This is a genomic window from Fundidesulfovibrio magnetotacticus (genome assembly GCF_013019105.1).
Taxonomy (GTDB): domain Bacteria; phylum Desulfobacterota; class Desulfovibrionia; order Desulfovibrionales; family Desulfovibrionaceae; genus Fundidesulfovibrio; species Fundidesulfovibrio magnetotacticus.
Genome location: NZ_BLTE01000001.1, coordinates 554245 through 574397, shown reverse-complemented (window position 1 = coordinate 574397; position 20153 = coordinate 554245). Strand labels below are relative to the sequence as shown.

Here is a 20153-nt window from a genome sequence, read left to right as displayed (position 1 = left end):
GGCTCCACTCGGGGGAGGGGGGCAGGCCGCGGGAGAATGAGCATGAAGACCAACACCGCACGCAACCTTCTGGCGGCGGCCGTCGTTCTGGCCCTGCTGGCCCCCTCGGGGGCTCTCGCCGCGCGCATCAAGGACGTGGCCTCCTTCTCGGGCGTGCGCACCAACCAGCTGGTGGGCTACGGCCTCGTGGTGGGCCTGGGCGGCACGGGCGACAAGCGCGGCTCGGATTTCACCATCCAGTCCATCTGGAACATGCTCGACAAGATGGGCGTGCGCGTGGACAAGCGCGCCCTGCGCCCCGCCAACGTGGCCGCGGTGATGGTCACGGCCCAGATGCCCGCCGCCGCGCGGCCCGGCACCAAGCTCGACGTTACCGTCTCCAGCCTGGGCGACGCCTCCAGCCTCCTGGGCGGCGTGCTGCTCATGACGCCCATGAAGGGCGTGGACGGCGAAATCTACGGCCTGGCCCAGGGACCCGTGGCCGTGGGCGGCTTCTCCGCCTCGGGCGCGGCGGCCTCGGCCACCAAGAACGTCACCACCGTGGCCACCATCCCCGGCGGAGCCAACGTGGAACGCGCCGTGCCCTTCGACTTCAACAACCAGCAGGACCTGACCATCAACCTGGGCTACCCGGACTTCACAACCTCCATGGCCATCGTGAAGAAGATCAACCAGGCCCTGGGCGGCGGCTTCGCCCGCGCCACCGACGCCTCCACCGTGAAGCTCGACATCCCCGAGCAGAGCAAGGGCAACCTGGTGCCCCTCATGGCCGTCATCGAGAACCTGGAGATTACCCCGGACAACAAGGCCCGCGTGGTGGTGGACGAAAAGACCGGCACCGTGGTGGTGGGCCTCAACGTGAAGCTCACGCGCTCCGCCGTGACCCACGGCAACCTCCAGATCCTCATCCAGGAGTCCGCCGACGTCTCCCAGCCGCTGCCCTTCGCCCCGCTGGGCGCCCAGACCGTGGTCACGCCCGAGACCAACGTGGCCGCCAACGAGGAGAACCGCAAGCTGCGCATGGTGGAAGGCGCCACGCTCCAGGAACTGGTGGAGGGCCTGAACGTCCTGCGCGCCACCCCGCGCGACCTCATCAGCATCCTCAAGACCCTCAAGTCGGCCGGCGCGCTCCACGCCGACCTGGAAGTGATCTAGCCCGGCCGCGCCCGGAACCGCACGGACAAGCGAGCAGACGCCATGAGCCTTTCCCCCCTCGCGCCAGCCAAGCCCCAGACCGCCCCGGCCGCTCCCGCGTCCCCGGCGGCCCCGGGGAACGCCCAGGCCGGAAGGGCAGGGGGGCGCATGGCCCACGGCGCGGGGGGGCAGGCCCCGGAAAAGGCCTTCGGCAAAATCCTGGATTCGCTCACCCCCGAAAAGGCCCAGGCGGCCGGCATGGACCCCCAGGCCGTGAACACCCTGGCGCGCCAGGCCCAGAACAAGGCCATGACCCAGGCCGGGGACACCGAGGCCAAGAAGCTGCGCGAGGCCTGCGAGGGCTTCGAGTCGGTGTTCATCACCCAGCTGCTCAAAGAGATGCGCAAGACCGTGCCCAAGGACGGCCTGCTCCACTCGAGCTACGAAGATCAGTACGTCTCCATGTTCGACGAGGAGTTCTCCAAGTCCATGGCCAAAAAAGGCGGCCTGGGCCTGGCGGACTTCATGGAGTCCCAGCTGGCCGCCCGTTCGGGCAAGCAGCAGTCCCGGACGGAGGGGATGGCCGGGCTTCGCTCCACGGCCTTCGCCACCACGCCCACGGGACCCCAGGCCCGCACGACGGACCCCAGGGGGCAGGGGGCCCTCAATCCGCTGCGGACCCAGGGCCTGCGCCAGGGGCAGGAGGTGGTCCAGGCCGCGCCCAACGCCGCGCCCAACGCCGGGAGCAGGCCCGGTAGCTCCCGGCCGCTTCCCGGTCCCCCGCTTTCCGGCACGCCCTCCCAGCATCTGGGCCTGCCCGGCGCGCAGTACCTGCCCGCCCAGGACGCGGCCCTGGCCTCCGGGGCCATGGTGCAGCCGGTGGAAGGCGAGCTGACTTCGAACTTCGGCTGGCGGCGCGATCCCTTCACGGGGCAGAGGGCGTGGCACGGCGGCATCGACATCGCCGCGCCCGAGGGCACGCCGGTGGTGGCCGCGCGCGAGGGCACGGTGGTCTTCTCCGGGCGCAAGGGCGGCTACGGCAACTTGGTGGTGCTGGAGCACGCCGGGGGCATGCGCACCTTCTACGGCCACAACCGTTCCAACGCGGTGGCCGAGGGGCAGGCCGTCAAGGCTGGCCAGCTCCTTGCAGAGGTGGGACAGACGGGCAGGGCCACCGGCCCCCACCTGCACTTCGAGGTGCGCGTGGGCGAAGAGGCGGTGGACCCGGCCAAGGCAGGCGGGCCAATGCTCGCCGCCGCGCCGGACCCCCGGCTGGCCGTGCCCAGGCTCTAGGAGGAGAACGCCATGACCAAGCGCATCCTGGAAAATCTTACCCGCCAGCATCAGGCGCTCAAGGTGCTTCTTTTCCTCCAGGAGGAAGAGTTTACCCATCTGAAGGAATTCAAGCCCCAGTCCGTGGGGGCTCAGGAGTTTTCCATCCAGGAGCTCATGCGCCAGCTCATGGGCGAGCGCAAGGAAGTGCGTCGGCTCATCCAGGCCATGGATCCGGCCGCCAAGCGCCTGAAGGACGTCGCAGGGGCCTTCGGCGACCGGTGGGCCGACGCCGAGGCCCTGCTCGAGCGCATCGACCGCCTGGAGCAGACCTGCGCCAAGCAGGCGGAGAAGAGCTACTCCCTGGCCCTGGCCCTCTTCGACCAGTCCACCACCTACGTGGACTTCTTCAAGAAGCAGCTCACGCCCAAGAAGGAATCCTACGGCCCGAAGGGTGTCTTCGCCAGCACGAAGCCCGCTCCGGCAATCCTGAGGGGGGCCCTGTAAATGCCCGGCATCTCCTCGCTCCTCAACAGCGGCCAGAAGGCGCTGAACGCCTCGCAGGTGGCCATCGAGGTCACTGGCCAGAACATCGCCAACGTGAACACCTACGGGTATTCGCGCCAGCGGGTGGTCTTCCAGGACGACCTCTACGTCGACTCCACCCCGGGCCAGATCGGCACGGGCGTGCGCGCCGCCGAAATCCAGCGCATGTTCGACAACTTCGTGGAGTCCTCCTACAATTCCAAGGCCTCCTCGTCCGAGCGCTACAACGCGCTTTACCAGATGATGCGCTCCGTGGAGTCCGTCTTCAACGAGGCCAACTCCGACGGCGTGTCCCTGGCCATGACCAAGTTCTTCCAGGACTGGCAGAACCTCACCCTGGACGCCTCCAGCTACCCGCAGCGCCAGAACGTGCTCTCGGACACGCAGACGCTCATCTCCATCCTGCGCCAGGCCGATTCGGACCTGGACACCATCCAGCAGCAGGCCGAATCCTACATCGCCCAGGACGTGGACACCCTCAACACCCTCTTCGAGGACATCGCGGGCCTCAACGCGCAGCTGGCCGTGCACAACAATCCGCCCGGACAGAACGCCAACGGCCTGCTCGACGAGCGCGCCCGCAAGATCCGCGCCCTGGCCGAGATCGTGGACATCAACGTCATCGACAACGGCGGGGCCAACCTGATCATCATGGACAAGGCCGGGCACACCTTCGTGGACGGTATCAACCACTATGATGTGGCGCTCGAAAGCAACAAGGTGATCAAGAATCTCACGCCGGGTTCCAGCTTCGACGGCACGGTCTTTTTTTCCGGGCGCGACGACTTCGAGTACACCGTGCGCGTGGTGCAGGCCGGCGACGTCTCCTCGGGCAGTTCGGCGGCCCAGTTCCAGGTGTCCCTGGACGGCGGCGTCACCTGGCTGCGCAGCGACTCCGGCGCCGTGAAGACCTTCTCCGCCCGGCCCGAGGGCCTCTCGGTGGACGCGGGCAACCTGAGCATCTACTTCGGCCAGTCCTCCAACGCGGGCATCGCCCCCACCGGCCAGCTCCAGGTGGGCGACTCCTTCACCATCGTGCCAAAGTCGGGGCTTTTCTGGTACCAGTCTGCGGCCACGCCCGTGAACATCACGCCGCAGATGTATTTCAACGGCCAGGACAACACCACGCGCGTGACGGGGGGAAGCCTCGCCGGAAACTTCCAGCTGCGAGACTACAACGTAGGCCGCTACCGCGAACGCCTGGAAGCCCTGGTGGACACCATCGTCTGGGAGACCAACCGCATCCACAGCCAGGGCGCGGGCACCAAGATGTTCACCGACGTCACGGGCACCTATTCGGCGCGCGACGCTTCCGTGGCCCTGGGCTCGGATTCCTCCGGCCTGGCCTTCGGCAACAAGCTCCAGTCCGGCGCGTCCACCCTGTACGTCTACAACAGCTCCACGGGAGAGCTGGTCTCCAGCGGCTTCATCGACTTCGACGCTGGCACGGCGGGCATCCAGCTCTTCGACCCCACGCAGCACTCCCTGGCCGACGTGGCCCAGGCCGTCAACAACACCTTCGGGAGCATGCTCACCGCCTCGGTGGTGAACAACCAGCTCCAGATCAACGCCGCCAGCGGCTTCAACTTCGGCTTCGGCACCGACGCCACGGGCCTCTGGGCTGCCCTGGGCGTGAACACCTTCTTCGCCGGGGACGACGCCCGAACATTGACCATCAACCCCCTGTGCGGCTCCGACACGGGCTTCATCAACGCCGGGCACATCAACGGCGCGGGCGAGGCCAACCAGGGCGACAACTCCACGGCCCTGGCCATCGCGGGCCTGCGCACCAAGGAGGTGTCCATCCGCACCTCCTTCGACGCCCCCAACACCCAGACCATCCAGGCCTACTACAACAGCCTGGTGGGCGTGGTGGGCGTGGACACCGAAAACGCCAAGTTCAACTACGACTTCGAGAACACCCTGGCCAAGGAACTCAACAACCGGCAGCTGGAAGTGTCGGGCGTGAACCTGGACGAGGAAATGTCCAACCTGGTGAAGTTCCAGCACTCCTACCAGGCTGCGGCGAAAATGATCTCCACCGCCGACCAGATGTGGCAGACGGTGCTGGGGCTCAAGCAATAAGGAGGGCGTCATGGCATACCGCGTCGCCCAGCAGATGATCTACGGCAGCAGCGTGAACTACATGAACACCACGCTGTCGCAGCTCATGGAGTCGAATCTCCAGGCCTCCAGCCAGAAGAAGGTCAACCGCCCCTCCGACGACCCGGTGGGCATGTCCCGCATTCTGAGCTACCGCGACAACCTGGCCGCCATGGACCAGTACGAGACCAACATCTCCATGGCCGAAGGCTGGCTGAACCTCGCGGACAACACCATGGTGCAGACCAACACCGTGGTCACGCGGCTCAAGGAGCTGGCCGAGCAGGGCTCCACCGGCACCCTCACCGGCGACAACCGCTCCCAGATCGCCGCCGAGGCCCGCCAGCTCTTCCAGCAGCTCGTCGCAATGGGCAACACCGAATTCGACGGCAAGTCCATCTTCGCGGGCCAGAAGACCAACATCAACCCCTACGAGGAGACCCTCACGCTCACCACCAACCAGGCGGGCGTGGTGTCCAACGCGGGGTTCAGGGTCAACGGCTACAATGACAAGACCACCCTGGTGCAGTTCCTCCAGAGCGGCGCCCTGGCCTCCGGCTCCACCTTCCGCTGGACCTCCGACGGCGGCAACACCTGGAACCAGGGGACCGTCTCCGATCCCGGCGCGCCCGACCGCTTCCAGCTCTCTCTGGGCGGCGTGACCCTGGAGCTGGACCGCGGCACCGCCGTGACCGCCACTGCGGCCAACAACACCAACGATTCCAACGGCACCTGGATGTGGGTGCGCCCCACGGCCATCTACAAGGGCGACGACGAGGACTCCATCGCCGTGGACCCCCTCCAGGGCATGGGCTCCACCGTTACGGGCACGGCGGCAGGCGTCTTCGCCAACAACGTGATCGTGCGCATCGACCAAGCCGGCACCCTGGGTTCGGACGTGGGCTACTCCTACAGCCTGGACGGCGGCGTGACGTGGGTGCTCTCCAACGTCTCAACGCCCGACGCCTCGTCCTCCATGGCCAGCCTGAACATCCCCGGCGGCGTGCTTACCCTGCACTCCAACGGCGGCAACGCCCTGGACGCGGGCGACATGTTCATCGTGCGCCCACGCAAGGCGCTCATCATGGCGGACATCTCGCCCACGGAGCGTATCGCCCTCAACGGCATCGGCAAGAACATCTTCGGCGGCATCTACCAGGACCCGGCCAGCAACGCCGCGCGCCCCGTGGTGATCGCCGGATATTCGGGAGCCACCAACCTCTTCGAGACCGTGGGCAAGCTGGTGGCCTTCCTGGAGACCAACAACCAGTCCGGCGTGCAGCAGTGCCTGGCCGACCTGCGCTCCTCCAGCCAGACCATCCTCAACTACGCCGCCGACGTTGGCGCGCGCGAGAACAGGCTGATAGTGTCCAAGAGCGTGCTGGACAACCTCAAGCTCAACCAGACCGAGCAGCTCTCCACCGTGGAGGACGTGGACATCTCCGAGCTCATGACGCGCCTGGCCCAGCAGCAGTTGGCCTACCAGTCGGTGCTCAAGTCCACCTCCATGATCATGAACCTGAGCCTCATGAACTATCTGTAGCGGCTGGCGCGTTGACAATGCGGCGTGCGCGCCATAGGGTGCGCGGGCAACGGCAAGGATAAGAGGCGGGAATGCTCATACTGACGCGCCGCCCGGGGGAGTCCATCCACCTGGGCGACAGAATCAAGATCACCGTTCTCGGGGTGCAGGGAAAACAGATCAAGATCGGTCTGGAAGTGCCCCAGGACGTTCCTGTCTACAGGGAAGAAGTGTACCTGCGCGTGCTCGAGCAGAACCGCTTGGCCATGGAAGCGGATCAACAGGACGTGTTCGCTGCGGCGGCGTTATGGCAAAAAAACAAGACCGAGTGATCCAGAGCCGCATCGGCGCGCTGAGCGTTCCTCCCGAACGGGTCCTCCATTTCCCGAGGGGGCTCATCGGCTTCGAGCAGGAGCGCGAATTCACCTTGGTGCAGATCAGGGAAGATTCGCCCTTCGTCATCCTGCAAAGCATGAACGACCCGCGCCTGGGCCTCATGGTGGCCGATCCCTACAGCTTCATCCAGGACTACGACGTGGTGGTGGGCGAGGCCGAGCGAAAAATCCTGCGCATCGACAACATCCGCCAGGTGCTCGTGCTGGTCACCGTCACCATCCCACCCGGCAGGCCGCAGGACACCACGCTCAACCTCACCGGCCCCGTGGTGATCAACCGCGAGGATCGCGTAGGCCTCCAGGTGCCCCAGGTGGACGCCAAATACCCCACGCACTACCGCCCCGGCGAACCGCTGGAGCCCGCTGGCAAGGCCCAGGGGCAGGGCGGGGACGCCGCTTCCGGCCAGGACACCCAGGACTGATCCGGGCCGCGCGCCCGCATGGACTCGAAACAACCGGGCCTCCCTCGCCATGCGGGGGAGGCTTTTCGCGCTGGCTTTCCTGGGCGCGGCCAGAGGGGACGGACGGGTCCGCGGCGCGTGCGGTCCAGAAGAACGCAAAACGGCTCGCCAGGGGCCGGGCGTTTCTCTCCCCGGACCCTGGCGAGCGGGCCTGTCTGTCCATGCGACCTTTCCTCCCGGGCCGTGCGCCCGTCGCTACTTCAGAAAATCCAGATCGCTCTCGACCAGCTTTTGCGCGATGCGCCGCGAATCGAGGTTGTAGGTTCCCGACTGCACCTGCGCGCGCAGGGCCTCCACCCTTTCCACCCGGATGTCCGGGGACTCCTGGGCTGCCTTGGCGGCCTCGGCCACCAGCTTGGCGTCTCCCGACACGGAAACCCGGTCCCCGCTGCCGGAGGATTGGCTTCTCGCCTTGGCCTTGGCCTTCTCGACCTTGGCCGACGCCGTGGATTCCTCGCCCTTCTCCACTTTGGACTGAATGTAGGGGCTCGATCCTCCCAGAATCTTTTTAATGTCCATGATCCCCTCCCGGACGGGGCGAACCCGTCCTGACGCAGAGCCCGGTTCCTTGCTCGGATGAGGCCGTCTCCCCAGGCGGCCTGCCAGTCGCTGCGCCCATGCGAAGCGGAACTCCTTCCGCTAGAGCATCGTTTCGTCGACCCGTTCCAGGGCAATGCGCCAGAGCGTCTCCAGCACGCGCACCCTCTCCGGGCCGGTCACTTCCACCGCGTCGTTGTCGCCCAGCAACCGGAAGATTTGCAAGTCCTGTTCTTCCGGAGGATAGGCGAAGTGGAACTTCGTCCTGAACGCGGCCTCAAGATCCTTCTTGATGTCCACTACAACGGGGTTTTCCGATCCCGTGACGATGAGGCTCTCCACGATCTCCGCGGCCACCTTGTGCACCAGTTCGCGGCGCTTGGCCTCGCGGGAGATCTCGACCTCGTCCTCCGCCCCGGCCGCCCGCAGCGTGCGCCTGTAACGCGCCAGCCGCCTCGCGGTGGTGACCTGCCGCCCGTAGGTGCGCAGCATGTTGCGGATCAGGGCAGGGTTGGCGGCCATTCTCGATTCTCCTCGCTCGTCACGGTGCCTATCGGCCGTGAGACGAAACTTCTTTAGGGGCCGGGTGAAAATTCCCGGCGCGCCCTTCCCGGGCTTGAAGCCCGGGGCGCTTTGCTCTAGACGGGCGGCATGCAGACAGCCGTGCGCGATGTGCTCGTCGTGGTCAAGTCCGGAGATGCCCAGGCAGGGGCTCTCGCGGAGGAAATCGCCGCCTGGGTGGCGGAGAAGGGCGCTCGCGCCCGGGTGGTGGAAAACCGCACCGACCAAGAAGGCTGCTCCGACGCCTCCTGTTTCATCGGTCGCGAACCCGCGCCGGGCCTTGCCGTGGTGCTGGGCGGCGACGGCACCATGATCAGCGTGGCCCGCAAGATGGGCGAGGCCCAGGCGCCGCTTCTGGGCATCAACCTGGGACGCCTGGGCTTTCTGACCCAGATCGCGGGGGAGGATTGGCGCAGGCCCCTGGAGATGGCCCTGGTGAAGGGCTTCGCCGTGAGCCGCCTGACCATGCTCACCGCCGAGGTGGCCCGCGAGGGACGCCGCGTGTTCAAAAGCCCCGCCGTCAACGACGTGGTGGTGCGCGGCTCCATGGCCCGGCTCATCAAGGTGGGCGTGGTGTTCGGGGGCGAGCGCCTGGGCGGGTTCCGCGCCGACGGCATGGTGGCCGCCACCCCCACCGGGGCCACGGCCTACTCCATGAGCGCCGGGGGGCCGCTGGTGCACCCCGAGCTCCAGGTGCTCACGCTCACGCCCATCTGCCCCTTCCTGTGCGATTTCAGGCCCATGGTCCTGCCGACCGACCGGCCCCTGGACCTGGGCGTGGAGGAGGCCACCGCCGAGGTGGTGCTCACCTGCGACGGCCAGGCCACCTTCGACCTGCGCCAGGGCGACTGGGTGCGCGTGCGCCGCGCCCCCTACTGCCTGAACCTCGTCGCCGTGGGACGCCACTCCTATTTCGGCAAACTCCTGGACAAGGGATTCATAAGAGAGCGATAACCGCTCCATGACTCCCGTGCACTTCCCCACCATCGGGCAGCCCTCCGAGCTGCGCTACGGCAAGGATCCGCTCCTGGACGCCTGGCTTCTGCACTTCATGAGCGAGAACCACATCGAGCACTCCATCGATCCGCTGCGCAACGCCTCGCCCGAGCAGATCCGGTTCATGGCGGCGCTCGGTCCCGACGAAATCTACGTGCCCTGTTCCGACGCCATGCTGGGCCATCTGCTGGAGAAGCACCAGGAGCCCTCCCTCATGGACGCCTACGCGAGGGTGTGGCGGCAGGTGCTGGAGCTCATCGAGAGCCATTGCCCCGGCGAATACGAGAAGATGATGATCCTGGCCCTGTGCGACCACAAGTACCGCCAGGCCGTCAACGCGCCGGTGCTCATCCCCTCGCGGCTGCTCAAGCGCCTCACGTCCATCTTCCTGGCCCAGGCCGGGCAGGACGACCCCCACCGCGACCGCAAGCGCCTGATGAACCGCCGCGCCGCCCGCTTCCTGGACTCCCACGCCATGAGCGCCGCCCTGGGCACCTGCCCGGGCCTGAGCTTCCACTGCGCCACCATCCGCGACATGCGCTTCGACCTGGACATGCTGGAAATCACCAGGCTCCTGTGCCTCTCCGTGTGGAGCCGCGTCTGGGAGGAGGACGCCTTCAACCCCTCCCCCGAGCAGATCGAACAGGAGCTGACGCGCTGCTCCTCCTCGGAGGTGCTGCGCCGGGTGCTGGACCCCGGGCGGCCCAAGTCCATGAAGATCCTTTACCTGCCCGACTCCGCCGGGGGCATCGTCTTCGACATCCTGGCCGTGCGGGCGCTTTTGCGCATGGGCCACCGCGTGATCCTGGCCCTCAAGGACGGCTTCTTCTTCGACGCGCCCACCATCTGGGACGCCGAGGAGGACCCCGTGCTCGTCCAGGCCCTCGCCGGGGCGCGCATCCTGGCCGACCCGCGCATGAGCAAGAACGGCCTGCTCCAGGCCATCAAGGAGAACCCCTTCCTGGTGATCTCCGACGGATCGCGCGAGCGCCTGAACCTCTACAAGACCAGCGTCACCTTCGCCCGGGCCTGGAAGGAGTCCGACCTGGTGATCGCCAAGGGCGAGCAGAACCACCGGCGCATCATGCAGACCTCCGTGAAGTTCACGCGCGACGTGGTCTGCATCCGGCTGGATTCGGGCGACGACCTGAACGCGGAGTTCAAGCCCAGGCCCTCGGGGCTGCGCTCCTTCACCGAGCCCGAGATCACCGCCAAGGCCGACGCCATCATCGCGCGCATGCGCGCCGAAAAGGCCTCCGGCAAGACCGTGATGTTCTACTCGGCCATCGTGGGCTCCATCCCCCACGAGACCGACACGGCCATCCGCGTGCTCAACGCCTTCGTGAAGCACCTGCGGGCGCGCCTGGCGGGCACGTTCATCATCAGCCCGGCCGAGCACTTCGAGGAGGGCATGGACGCAGACGACCTGATGTTCATGTGGGAGAAGGTGCAGCGCTCCGGCTACATCAACGTCTGGCGCTTCCAGACAAGCCAGGACATCGAGACGGCCTTCGAGCTGATGGGTCGCACCGTGCCCCCGGTCTGGGCCGGCAAGGACGCCACCTTCTCCACGGGCTGCACCAAGGAGATGCACATCGCCCTGGACGTGCAGCGCGCCCACCCCGAGATGCAGCTCATCGGCCCGGACCCGGAGAAGTTCTTCCGGCGCAGGGAGTACGGCGTGGGCAAGTTCTTCGACGCGGCCATCGCCAGCCGCTAGCAGCCTGTTGAAAAATCCACGCTGGCTGCGTTGCAGGGAAAAAACCAAACCCTCACGTATGAGGAATACGCTTCGGGCTTGGCTTTTTCCCTGCGCCTTGCCAGCGAGTTTTTTGAACAGGCTGCAAGAATCGACGTTTTCAACGGGCTACTAGGGTTCAGCAGCAGCCCGCCTCGTCCAGCAGCCCCGCCGCGTCGGCCCGGCAGCGGGCGCAGTGGCGCATCTGGGGCAGGTGGCGCGCGCAGCGCCCCCGCAGGGCCGCGAGCACCCCGGGGCAGGGCGCTGGCAGGTCGCCCAGGCGCGTGCCCGGCACGGGGATGAGCCCGATCAAGTTCATGCGGTCCGCCCCGAGCCTGGCGGCCTCCCGGGCCACGTCCTCCACGTGGGCGTCGTTCACGCCGGGCGCCAGCACGGTGTTCACCTTCACCGTCAGGCCGCGCGCCCTGCACGCCGCGATGCCCCGGCGCTGGCGCTCCAGAAGAAACCCAGCTCCCTCCTGCCCGCTCAGTTCCCGCCCCTGCCAGCGCACGGCGTCGTAAATGCGCGCCCCCACCTCGGGGCGCACGGCGTTCACCGTCACGGTAACGTGGCTCACGCCCGCGCGGGCCAGGGCGTCCACGTGCTCCGGCAGGCCCAGGCCGTTGGTGGAGAGGCAGCCGATCAGCCAAGGAAAGCGGGCCTTGATTCTGGCGAACGTCTCGACGACGGCCTCGGGCATGGCCATGGGGTCGCCGGGTCCGGCCACCCCCGCCACGCGGATGCGCGGGTCGCGGGCCAGGGCGTCGGCCAGGGCCGCCTCGGCCTCCCGGGGCGAGAGCAGGCGCGAGGCCACTCCGGGGCGGCATTCGTTGGGGCAGTCGGAGCGGCGGTCGCAGTAGCCGCAGGCGATGTTGCAGGCCGGGGCCACGGGCAGGTGCACGCGCCCGGATGTTGAGCGGGCCGCATCGTCGAAGCAGGGATGCCCCGGCGAGCCCTTGGCCGGACCGGAAGGGGCTCCCGGCCGGAAGCCCCCCGGCGCGACGGCGTGCACGCGCGTGCCGGGGCAGGCAGGACCCTCGCCAGGGTGGCCCGCCCGGACCGCTCCCGGTTCGTCCGGGATCGGCCCGGCGGAGCCAGTCGACGGTTCCTGCGTTCCGGCGGTCTCGTCCCTCCGTGCGCAGGTTCCTGGCGGGCCGTGGACGGCGCGTTCCACGTTCAGGGCTTCCTGCCCAGGCGGATGGCGTCCTTGGGGCAGGCGTCCAGGCAGTCGGCGCAGTTGGTGCAGTTGGTCTCGGCGGGGCGCGCGCCCATTTCGCAGACCCTGCGGCAGGCGTCGCAGCCGTTGCAGTCCGGGGTCATGAACACCTTGAAGAGCGAGGCGCGCTTCACGCTCTCCAGAGCCGCGCCCATGGGGCAGGCGTAGCGGCACCAGGCGTTGGCCAGGCCCAGGCCCAGGGCCGTGAGCCCCAGCACCACGGCCGTGCGTACGATCCAGAGGCGGTCGGCGTGCTCGAAGGTCAGGGCCACGGCCTGGAAGAACTCGCCCGTGCGGATGGGCACGTTGGCGCGGGGCTGGCCCATGGAGAACCAGACGTAACCGCAGACGGCCAGGGCGATCAGCCCGCCCGCCGGGGCGAACCACGGCGTGAAGCGGGCGGCGCGGGCCTTGAGCGGGGCGGCCATGCCCAGGAGCTGGTTGACCAGCCCGCCCGGGCAGGCCCAGCCGCAGAAGGCGCGCCCGAAGAGCAGGGCGCTCAGGGGCAACAGCGCCCAGAAGCCCCAGAACACGCTGAACAGGCGGCCGTGGCATGTGAGCACGGGGCAGTTCTGGCAGCTCACGAAGGGCACCACGAACGGGCAGCGGAAGATGCCGTAGAACGACCACTGGCCCAGCAACAGAAGCCAGAGGGCCTGGGAGGCCCTGCGCCAGGCCTTCGACGAGAAGCCCGCCCGGGAGCGGGGCAGGGCGTTCGCTGCGGCGTCAGGCATCTTTCACCCCCAGCTTATCCACCAGTTCCTTGCCCTTGTCCGAGAAGGCGGGGATGAAGCCCGCGCGCTCGAAGTAGGCCTGGCCTTCGGGCGAGGTCAGGAAGTTCACGTAGTCGTCGGCCAGGGCGCGGTTTTTGGCGTCCTTCATCACGCCCACGGTGAAGGTGAGCGGCGGGGGCGGGAAGAGGGCCTCGGGGATGGCCACCACGTCCATGCGCCCCTCGAAGAGCGGGATGCGCGTGACCCGCAACTCCACGATGGACACGTCGCCGCGCCCGGCGATCACGTCGTCCATGACGCGCTGCACGCAGGAGCCCCGCACCACGCAGTTCTTCATGGCCGCGTCGTGCACGCCCGCCTTCTTGAGCAGGTTGACGGCGGCGGCACCGCCCGGGGGCGAGGCCTCGGGCGCGAGGACCACGCGCACGCCGGGGCGGGCCATGTCCTCCACGGAGCGGATGCCCGCCGGGTTGCCGCGCGGTGTGACCATCACGTAGCTGGTGAAGCACAGCGGCTTGAAATAGGTCATCTTTCCGGCCTGGCGCAGCTTTTTGGCCAGGTCCAGCACGCGCCCGGCGAAAACCTCCGTGGTGGAGGAGCCCAGGAGCGACTTGCCCAGGGCGGCGGCGAAGGCCCCCGTGTAGCTGATGCGGATGCCCGCGCTCTCCTCGTAGAGGGCGTTGGCCGGGTTCATGGCCTCGGCCAGCCCGCCGCAGGACCACACCTGGAGCAGGCTGCCCGCGTGGGGCCTGCCCGAGGCGAAGGCCGGGGCGGCCGCTCCGGCCAGGGCTGCGGCGGAGCCCGCCAGTGTCTTGAGGAACAGCCTGCGGCCGGGGCCGCTTGTCTTTTCGTCCATGAGCGCCTCGCAATGGGTTCGCCTCGGAGTCTCGAACCTGCAATTTGTGATGGCGGTATAGATTGGCGAAGCCGATCCGTACAATCGATTGTTTCAATGGCGAAAGGCGCGAGGCATCGCCCCGCACGACTACGCGGAGGAGGTCGGCGGTGAAGCGGGGCGCGCAAAGCGAGTGGGGCACCTCGTGGCGACTCAACCGCGCCGTGGCGCGCCTGACCGGACGCCTTGCGGGCCAGGGCGGGCGCACGCCGGGCAAACCGGGCGGCGGCGTGCTGTCTGTTTTCCGCGCCAGTGGGCTGTGCAACGGTTTGTTGTTGAATTTGAAATTCAAAATCGATAGGCGTTTCTCACCATCCACCTGTTCCGGTTTACGGGGCGCGCGGCGAAGCAAGGAGGAAGGCACGCCGCGCGTCCCACCCCATAGGGCGAGCCCCTCCCTCGGACTCCGCTCCCCCCTTCAAGGACCGACTCTCCCGTCTCGCCCAGGCACGCGACTTCCAAGGCCCTCAAACTCCGTCCTCCCCCTCTTCAAGGCGCGTCTGTCAAAAGTCGCCTAAGCCTCCTTTGGCGTCCTCTCACTTTTGCATGAAAATGCGGTGGTTGGCTGGCCACGTCCTTTTCGACCGTCTCTCTGGTCTATCGCATCCATCCGCCTCGGTAATGTGTTAGAACTAACAACTTAAAATTATTGGACTTTTTTGCCGAAATCGCTTGCTGCCGCCTTCGTGATGTGGAAAGACGACGAAAACGTTCGTGGGCGGGGCCATCCTGGAAGCAGGCCCCCGGCACGAAGGAACGGCAGGTGAAGTTCGGATGGCGCGGCGACCGTTTCGCCAACCAGCCCGGATCAACCGGCGAGCGTGTCGGGAAAGCGGCATCCGGAACGACACGTGCCGTTCACGATCATCAGCCGAGCATTCTCCTGGCGGAATCCGGATCGGCTGTTGGACCCAGGTGGATTTCGGACGTTCTTTGTGGACAAGTTTGACGCTCTGAGGAGGTGCGCATGAAAGTTTCTCGTCGAGGATTCATCAAAATAGCTGGCGCGGGGGCGGCGACGCTGACCCTGACCCAGCTGGGACTCGACCTGAGCCCCGCGCAGGCTTATGCCGCCGGGCTCAAGATCGAGGGCAGCAAGGAGGTCATCTCCATCTGTCCCTTCTGCTCCTGCGGGTGCAACACGCTGGTCCACGTCAAGGACGGCAAGATCGTCAACATCGAGGGCGATCCGGACTACCCCATCAGCGCCGGCGGCCTCTGCGCCAAGGGCGCGGCCCTGCGCTCCCTGCACGTGAGCGAGAACAGGCTCACCAAGCCCCTGTACCGCGCCCCCGGAAGCGACAAGTGGGTGGAAAAAGACTGGGACTGGATGCTCGACCGCATCGCCAAGAAGGTCAAGGAAACCCGCGACAAGGACTACGTTTTCAAGAACAAGGATGGCCTTGAGGTCAACCGCTGGGAATCCGGCTTCTGCCTGGGCTCCTCCCAGATGTCCAACGAAGAGTGCGCGGTGGCGCACCAATCCCTTCGCAGCCTGGGTGTAGTCCACATGGACCACCAGGCGCGGGTCTGACACAGCCCCACTGTGCCGGCTCTGGCAGAGTCGGTCGGACGCGGAGCTATGACGAACCACTACACCGACATCGGCAACGCCGATGCGGTGCTCATCATCGGCAGCAACGCCGCTGAACACCACCCCATCTCTTTCCGCTGGGTGCTCAAGGCCAAGGAAAAGGGCGCCACGGTCATCCACGTGGACCCCAAGTTCTCGCGCACCTCGGCCCGCAGCAGCTACCACGTGCCCCTGCGCAGCGGCACGGACATCGCCTTCATGGGCGGCATGTGCAAGTACATCCTCGACAAGAAGCTGTACTTCAACGACTACGTGATGAACTACACCAACGCCACCTTCCTGGTGGGCGAGAAGTTCTCCTTCAAGGACGGCCTCTTCTCCGGCTTCGACGCCGAAAAGAAGAAGTACGACAAGAGCTTCTGGGCCTTCGAGAAGGACGAAAAGGGCATGGTCAAGCGCGACGCGACTCTGGCCAACCCCCGCTGCGTGCTCAACGTGCTGGCCAAGCACTACGAGCGCTACAACCTGGACCTCGTCTCCCAGGTCACCGGCGTCTCCAAGGAGAACCTGACCAAGGTCTATGACGCCTTCGCCGCCACCGGCAAGCCCGACAAGGCCGGCACCATCCTGTACGCCCTGGGCTGGACCCAGCACACCGTGGGCGTGCAGAACATCCGCCTGGCGGGCATCGTGCAGCTCCTGCTGGGCAACTTCGGCGTGGCGGGCGGCGGCATCAACGCCCTGCGCGGCGAGCCCAACGTGCAGGGCTCCACGGACCACGCCCTGCTCTACGGCTACATCCCCGGCTACCACAACGCCCCTCTCGCCACCTGGAAGACGCTCGACGAGTACATGAAGGCCAACACCCCCGTCACGGCCGACCCCAAGAGCGTGAACTGGTGGAGCAACAGGCCCAAGTACGTGACCAGCCTGCTCAAGGGCTGGTTCGGCGATTACGCCACCAAGGAAAACGACTTCGGATACGCGCTGCTGCCCAAGCTCGACCCCGGCATGGACTGCTCGCACCTGTTCCTGTTCGACCGCATGTACCAGGGCAAGATCAAGGGCGGGTTCATCTTCGGCCACAACCCCTGCCAGAGCTTCGTCAACTCCAACAAGGTCCGCCAGGCCGTGGACAAGCTGGACTGGCTGGTGGTGGGCGAGGTGTTCCACAACGAGACCACCGACAACTGGCGCCGCCCCGGGGCCGACCCCAAGAAGTGCAAGACCGAGGTGTTCCTGCTGCCCTCGGCCTATCGGGCGGAGAAGGAAGGCACCATCTCCAACTCCGGCCGCTGGCACATGTGGCACTACAAGGCCATCGAACCCATCGGCCAGAGCCGCGCCATGGGCGACATGTTCGTGCAGCTCATGGGCCGCGTGCGCAAGCTCTACGCCAAGGACGCCAAGAAGAACGGCGCGCTGCACGACCAGGTGCTCAAGCACGACATCCCCGAGAAGTTCGTGGCCGAGGAGATGACCAAGAAGATCAACGGCTTCTTTACCCGCGACGTGAAGATCGGGGACAAGGAGTACAAGAAGGGCCAGCTGGTCCCGGGCTTCCCCCTGCTCCAGACCGACGGCTCCACGTCCAGCCTGTGCTGGGTGTACTGCGGCGGCTACACGGATGCCGAAGGCAACCTGGCCAAGCGCCGCGACCTGACCCAGACCCCCATGCAGGCCAAGATCAGCCTCTATCCCAAGTTCTCCTGGGCCTGGCCCATGAACCGCCGCGTGCTCTACAACCGCGCCTCGGTGGACCTTAACGGCAAGCCCTACAACCCGGAGAAGGCCGTCATCGCCTGGGAGGACGGCAAGTGGGCGGGCGACGTGCCCGACGGCGCGCAGCCGCCCATGGCCATGGAAGGCGGCAAGTACCCCTTCATCATGTGCACCGACGGCCACGGCCAGCTCTACGGCCCCGGACGCGAGGACGGCCCCCTGCCCGAGCACTACGAACCGGCGGAGACCCCGCTGACCAAGAACCCGTTCTCGGCGCAGATGAGCAACCCCTGCATGAAGACCGTCAGCGGCAGCGAGTTCGACAAGCTCTGCGCCAACGGCGATCCGCGCTTCCCCATCGTGCTCACCACCTACTGCCTCACCGAGCACTGGTGCTCCGGCTCCGAAACCCGCAACGGCCCGGCCCTGCTGGAAGCCGAGCCCCAGCAGTACATCGAGATGAGCCCGCAGCTGGCCCAGGAAAAGGGCATCAAGAACGGCGACGTGGTCATCGTGGAGAGCCTGCGCGGCAAGGTGGAGGCCGTGGCCATGGTCACGGTGCGCATGAAGCCGCTCCAGGTCATGGGCAAGACCCAGCACCTGGTGGGCATGCCCTTCTGCTTCGGCTGGACCAAGCCCAAGTGCGGCGACGCCGTGAACCGGCTGACCCCCTCGGTGGGTGACCCCAACACCACCATCCCCGAGTACAAGGCCTGCCTGGTGAACCTGCGCAAGGCCGACAAGGTGACGGAACTGTAGCATCGATCGCGACAGGCCGGGGCGGGCGCGCCCCGCGAAACAGCGCGCGCCCGCCCGTTCGACAACGAGGCCGGTCACAGACCGAAGGCTCTCCCGAAGACGACAAGGAGCGAGACCATGCCCAAGGCAATCCTCATAGACACCACGCGCTGCACCGCCTGCCGGGGCTGCCAGGTGGGCTGCAAGGAGTGGAAGAACTTCCCCGCCGTGCCCACCAAGCAGCAGGGCTCCCACCAGAACCCGCCCGACCTGACCCAATACAACTTCAAACTGGTGCGCTTCAGCGAGCACCTGGATGGCGACACCGTCCAGTGGTACTTCTTCCCCGACGCCTGCCGCCACTGCGTGGACGCGCCGTGCAAGAACGTCTCCACGGTGGAAGGGGCCATCGTCCAGGACAAGGCCACCGGGGCCATCCTCTACACCGAGAAGACCGCCAAGGAAGACTTCAAGACCATCAAGGATTCCTGCCCCTACGACATCCCCCGGCAGGACCCCAAGACCAAGCAGATCGTCAAATGCGACATGTGCATCGACCGCGTGCAGGCCAACCTGCTGCCCATGTGCGTGAAAAGCTGCGCCATGGGGGCCATGTCCTTCGGTGAGCGCGCGGACATCCTCAAACAGGCCGGCGAGCGCCTGGAGGCCGTGAAGAAGGAGTTCCCCAAGGCGTCGCTTTTGAACAAGGACGACGTTTCGGTGATCTACCTGGTGGCCGACACGCCCGCCAAGTACCACAAGTTCGCCGTGGCCGACGCCTCGGATGCCGACCCCCGCATGTCCCGCAAGGACATGCTCGCCGGGGCCGTCGCCCCCCTGCGCAAGCTGTTCGACAGCCTGCAGGGCTAGGCCGGCGGCAGGTCGCACCATGTTAAGGGCCGCCCGGGCGCATCCCGCCGGGCGGCCCGCCGCTTCATCGCATCAGGCATCGTCAGGCAAGGAGCTCCGCGCATGCAGATCTGTTCCCAGACCGTTTTTTCCTCACCACAAGCCATCGAGGCGGATCTTGCCCGGGCGCTGGAGCAGGTCCCCGCCATGGCAGGCCTGCTCGAATCGTTCGGCCCGCTGCTGGTCGAGCGTGCGCGGCTGCGCGAAGCAGCGCCGGGCTGGACCGTGCCCCCGCCTCCCATCGATCCCGACAGGTTCTCCCAGGGCGCGTTCCTTCTCGCGGACTCCGGATTCCAGGACATGAGCCCCCAGCTGGTCCAGGCCGCTTCCAGCCTGCTGCCCGTGATGGCCCGCTGCTTCCCCTCCCTGACCCCCGCGCTGGACGCCCTGGCCTCCGGCCTCGAATCCGGTGCCGTGGCTCCGGGCGAGCTGGTCGCCGCCGGGTTCGGAGAGCCCAGGGACATCCCGGGCATCGACTCCCGGGTTCTTCTCTTCGCGGGTTCGGAACTGGTGCGGCCCTTCGTGGAGCGCCAGGCGCAGGACCTGCTGCCCCTGGTGAAGGACCTCCCCTGGCGGCACGCCTGCTGCCCCGTGTGCGGCGGCGCGCCGAACATGAGCGTGATGCGGCGCTCGTTCGATCCTTCCGAATACATCCAGGCCCACGGCGGCCGCCGCTACCTGCGCTGCTCGCGCTGCTCCGTGGAGTGGACCTACAAGCGCGTCTCCTGCCCCGTCTGCTGCTGCGAGGAGCCCGAAGAGCTGGCGGTGCTGCGCGATGCGGCCAGGCCGTACGAACGCGTGGACGCCTGCAAGCGCTGCAAGTCGTTCGTGCTTTGCCTCGATGCCGGGGAACTGGCCGCCGCGCCGGACCCGGACGTGGCCGCCCTGGGCATGAGCGCCCTGGAGAGCCGCGCCGTGCAGGAGGGATTCGTTCCCATGGCCCGGCATCCCTGGAGCGGATTGCTGGGCTAGCCGACGAAGTCCGGCCACGCGCCGCGTCTTCCCCTTCGTATTTCCCGCTTGATTGCCGACCTCCCGGGACAAGGCCGGGGCCGTCCTCCCCCACGGGGCGGCCCCGGCGGCGTTCCGCGCCGGTCCGTGCCACCCCATGAGGATGCCCCCCGGGGGTTGTTCGGCCGG

General features: G+C 67.1%; 17 protein-coding genes. 12 read left to right on the top strand and 5 right to left on the bottom strand.

Annotation, left to right across the window (positions count from 1 at the left end; all coding sequences use genetic code 11):
- The first annotated feature begins 36 nt into the window (after positions 1 to 36).
- The 7 genes from NNJEOMEG_RS02625 (at position 37) to fliW (ending at position 7394) form a co-directional block, all read left to right on the top strand.
- Positions 37 to 1155, top strand: coding sequence for a flagellar basal body P-ring protein FlgI (locus NNJEOMEG_RS02625; protein WP_173080991.1), 1119 nt, complete (start codon positions 37 to 39; stop codon positions 1153 to 1155).
- A gap of 42 nt (positions 1156 to 1197) precedes the next feature.
- On the top strand, positions 1198 to 2427 hold the full coding sequence (locus NNJEOMEG_RS02620) for a peptidoglycan DD-metalloendopeptidase family protein (protein WP_173080989.1): 1230 nt from the start codon (positions 1198 to 1200) through the stop codon (positions 2425 to 2427).
- Positions 2428 to 2439: 12 nt separating this feature from the next.
- On the top strand, positions 2440 to 2913 hold the full coding sequence (gene flgN, locus NNJEOMEG_RS02615) for a flagellar export chaperone FlgN (RefSeq protein ID WP_173080987.1): 474 nt from the start codon (positions 2440 to 2442) through the stop codon (positions 2911 to 2913).
- The gene (gene flgK, locus NNJEOMEG_RS02610; RefSeq protein ID WP_173080985.1) at positions 2914 to 5037 is read left to right on the top strand and encodes a flagellar hook-associated protein FlgK; all 2124 of its coding nucleotides are present in this window, start codon (positions 2914 to 2916) and stop codon (positions 5035 to 5037) included.
- A gap of 10 nt (positions 5038 to 5047) precedes the next feature.
- On the top strand, positions 5048 to 6598 hold the full coding sequence (gene flgL, locus NNJEOMEG_RS02605; RefSeq protein ID WP_173080983.1) for a flagellar hook-associated protein FlgL: 1551 nt from the start codon (positions 5048 to 5050) through the stop codon (positions 6596 to 6598).
- 71 nt (positions 6599 to 6669) lie between these two features.
- Positions 6670 to 6909 (top strand): carbon storage regulator CsrA, encoded by a 240-nt coding sequence (gene csrA / locus NNJEOMEG_RS02600; RefSeq protein ID WP_173080981.1) that lies wholly within the window; start codon positions 6670 to 6672, stop codon positions 6907 to 6909.
- The gene (gene fliW / locus NNJEOMEG_RS02595; protein ID WP_173080979.1) at positions 6885 to 7394 is read left to right on the top strand and encodes a flagellar assembly protein FliW; all 510 of its coding nucleotides are present in this window, start codon (positions 6885 to 6887) and stop codon (positions 7392 to 7394) included. Before csrA ends, fliW begins: the two co-directional genes overlap by 25 nt.
- A 234-nt stretch (positions 7395 to 7628) precedes the next feature.
- Here fliW and flgM read toward each other — a convergent pair whose 3' ends face one another.
- Together flgM and NNJEOMEG_RS02585 are read right to left on the bottom strand one after the other, a co-directional pair.
- Positions 7629 to 7952, bottom strand: a complete 324-nt coding sequence (gene flgM / locus NNJEOMEG_RS02590; protein WP_173080977.1) for a flagellar biosynthesis anti-sigma factor FlgM — start codon at positions 7950 to 7952, stop codon at positions 7629 to 7631.
- Positions 7953 to 8072: 120 nt separating this feature from the next.
- Complete coding sequence (locus NNJEOMEG_RS02585; protein ID WP_173080975.1) at positions 8073 to 8492, bottom strand: DVU0524 family FlgM-associated protein; 420 nt, start codon at positions 8490 to 8492, stop codon at positions 8073 to 8075.
- Positions 8493 to 8621: 129 nt separating this feature from the next.
- Between NNJEOMEG_RS02585 and NNJEOMEG_RS02580 the strand changes: the two genes are divergently transcribed.
- Both NNJEOMEG_RS02580 and NNJEOMEG_RS02575 read left to right on the top strand, forming a co-directional pair.
- Positions 8622 to 9485, top strand: a complete 864-nt coding sequence (locus NNJEOMEG_RS02580; RefSeq protein ID WP_173080973.1) for an NAD(+)/NADH kinase — start codon at positions 8622 to 8624, stop codon at positions 9483 to 9485.
- 7 nt (positions 9486 to 9492) lie between these two features.
- Positions 9493 to 11247, top strand: coding sequence for an ARMT1-like domain-containing protein (locus NNJEOMEG_RS02575; protein ID WP_173080971.1), 1755 nt, complete (start codon positions 9493 to 9495; stop codon positions 11245 to 11247).
- A gap of 157 nt (positions 11248 to 11404) precedes the next feature.
- Here NNJEOMEG_RS02575 and NNJEOMEG_RS02570 read toward each other — a convergent pair whose 3' ends face one another.
- From NNJEOMEG_RS02570 to NNJEOMEG_RS02560, 3 genes are all read right to left on the bottom strand, one after another.
- Entirely contained in the window at positions 11405 to 12277 is an 873-nt protein-coding gene (locus tag NNJEOMEG_RS02570; protein WP_173080969.1) for a radical SAM protein, read from the bottom strand.
- Between the two features lie 164 nt (positions 12278 to 12441).
- Positions 12442 to 13215, bottom strand: coding sequence for a 4Fe-4S binding protein (locus NNJEOMEG_RS02565; RefSeq protein ID WP_173080967.1), 774 nt, complete (start codon positions 13213 to 13215; stop codon positions 12442 to 12444).
- Positions 13208 to 14071 carry a substrate-binding domain-containing protein gene (locus NNJEOMEG_RS02560; protein ID WP_173080965.1) on the bottom strand — a complete coding sequence of 288 codons (864 nt, stop codon included), beginning with the start codon at positions 14069 to 14071 and terminating at the stop codon, positions 13208 to 13210. Before NNJEOMEG_RS02560 ends, NNJEOMEG_RS02565 begins: the two co-directional genes overlap by 8 nt.
- Positions 14072 to 15077: 1006 nt before the next feature.
- Here NNJEOMEG_RS02560 and fdnG point away from each other — a divergent pair.
- The 3 genes from fdnG (at position 15078) to NNJEOMEG_RS02545 (ending at position 19985) form a co-directional block, all read left to right on the top strand.
- Entirely contained in the window at positions 15078 to 18125 is a 3048-nt protein-coding gene (gene fdnG / locus NNJEOMEG_RS02555; RefSeq protein WP_173080963.1) for a formate dehydrogenase-N subunit alpha, read from the top strand.
- A gap of 117 nt (positions 18126 to 18242) precedes the next feature.
- Positions 18243 to 18974 carry a 4Fe-4S dicluster domain-containing protein gene (locus tag NNJEOMEG_RS02550; protein WP_173080961.1) on the top strand — a complete coding sequence of 244 codons (732 nt, stop codon included), beginning with the start codon at positions 18243 to 18245 and terminating at the stop codon, positions 18972 to 18974.
- Between the two features lie 102 nt (positions 18975 to 19076).
- Entirely contained in the window at positions 19077 to 19985 is a 909-nt protein-coding gene (locus NNJEOMEG_RS02545) for a formate dehydrogenase accessory protein FdhE (protein ID WP_173080959.1), read from the top strand.
- Positions 19986 to 20153: the final 168 nt, after the last annotated feature.

What these genes read in the sequence shown, in the direction of transcription:
- flgK (WP_173080985.1), top strand. Translation starts at nt 2,914, where the DNA reads ATGCCCGGCATCTCCTCGCTCCTCAACAGCGGCCAGAAGGCGCTGAAC.
- NNJEOMEG_RS02560 (WP_173080965.1), bottom strand. Translation starts at nt 14,071, where the DNA reads ATGGACGAAAAGACAAGCGGCCCCGGCCGCAGGCTGTTCCTCAAGACA.
- flgL (WP_173080983.1), top strand. Translation starts at nt 5,048, where the DNA reads ATGGCATACCGCGTCGCCCAGCAGATGATCTACGGCAGCAGCGTGAAC.
- NNJEOMEG_RS02580 (WP_173080973.1), top strand. Translation starts at nt 8,622, where the DNA reads ATGCAGACAGCCGTGCGCGATGTGCTCGTCGTGGTCAAGTCCGGAGAT.
- NNJEOMEG_RS02585 (WP_173080975.1), bottom strand. Translation starts at nt 8,492, where the DNA reads ATGGCCGCCAACCCTGCCCTGATCCGCAACATGCTGCGCACCTACGGG.
- NNJEOMEG_RS02625 (WP_173080991.1), top strand. Translation starts at nt 37, where the DNA reads ATGAGCATGAAGACCAACACCGCACGCAACCTTCTGGCGGCGGCCGTC.
- flgN (WP_173080987.1), top strand. Translation starts at nt 2,440, where the DNA reads ATGACCAAGCGCATCCTGGAAAATCTTACCCGCCAGCATCAGGCGCTC.
- flgM (WP_173080977.1), bottom strand. Translation starts at nt 7,952, where the DNA reads ATGGACATTAAAAAGATTCTGGGAGGATCGAGCCCCTACATTCAGTCC.
- NNJEOMEG_RS02575 (WP_173080971.1), top strand. Translation starts at nt 9,493, where the DNA reads ATGACTCCCGTGCACTTCCCCACCATCGGGCAGCCCTCCGAGCTGCGC.
- csrA (WP_173080981.1), top strand. Translation starts at nt 6,670, where the DNA reads ATGCTCATACTGACGCGCCGCCCGGGGGAGTCCATCCACCTGGGCGAC.
- NNJEOMEG_RS02550 (WP_173080961.1), top strand. Translation starts at nt 18,243, where the DNA reads ATGCCCAAGGCAATCCTCATAGACACCACGCGCTGCACCGCCTGCCGG.
- NNJEOMEG_RS02565 (WP_173080967.1), bottom strand. Translation starts at nt 13,215, where the DNA reads ATGCCTGACGCCGCAGCGAACGCCCTGCCCCGCTCCCGGGCGGGCTTC.
- fliW (WP_173080979.1), top strand. Translation starts at nt 6,885, where the DNA reads ATGGCAAAAAAACAAGACCGAGTGATCCAGAGCCGCATCGGCGCGCTG.
- NNJEOMEG_RS02620 (WP_173080989.1), top strand. Translation starts at nt 1,198, where the DNA reads ATGAGCCTTTCCCCCCTCGCGCCAGCCAAGCCCCAGACCGCCCCGGCC.
- NNJEOMEG_RS02545 (WP_173080959.1), top strand. Translation starts at nt 19,077, where the DNA reads ATGCAGATCTGTTCCCAGACCGTTTTTTCCTCACCACAAGCCATCGAG.